This is a genomic window from Haloferax sp. Atlit-10N (genome assembly GCF_003586325.1).
In the GTDB taxonomy this organism is placed as follows: Archaea; Halobacteriota; Halobacteria; order Halobacteriales; family Haloferacaceae; genus Haloferax; species Haloferax prahovense.
In genome coordinates, this window is the sequence record NZ_PSYX01000192.1 from 1 (window position 1) to 434 (window position 434).

General features: G+C 64.1%; 1 pseudogene. It reads left to right on the forward strand.

Annotated features, from left to right (window positions below):
* Positions 1–111: 111 nt before the first annotated feature.
* Positions 112–434, forward strand: a pseudogene (locus C5B91_RS21835) (ABC transporter permease); the annotation flags it as partial.

Genomic DNA, 434 nt, shown 5'->3' on the forward strand with positions numbered 1-434 from the left:
CGTCATCCTCTTTCTGATCACTGCGGAGTTCTTCAAGAGCTATCGTGTCGGTATCGACATCAAACGCGGGCCAACAGAGACGCCTGCCCAGCCACAGCGAGGTGACGACTGATGGTGACGTTCATCGCCGGCCTGCTCGATGCGACCGTTCAGGCGGCGACCGTGCTCCTGATGGCCGGGATGGGGGAACTCATCAGTGAGCGGGCGGGTGTCCTCAACCTCGGCGTCGAGGGGATGATGCTCGTCGGCGCGCTCGGCGGGTTCGTCGTCACCGCCGTTACGGGGAACTACTGGCTCGGCTTCGGTGCCGGCATCGCCTGCGGGATGGCGCTCGCGGCCGTCCACGCGTTCCTCTGTATCTCCCTGAAGTCGAACCAGGTCATAAGCGGCGTCATGCTGACGCTGTTGGGGACCGGCCTCACGACGTTCTTCGG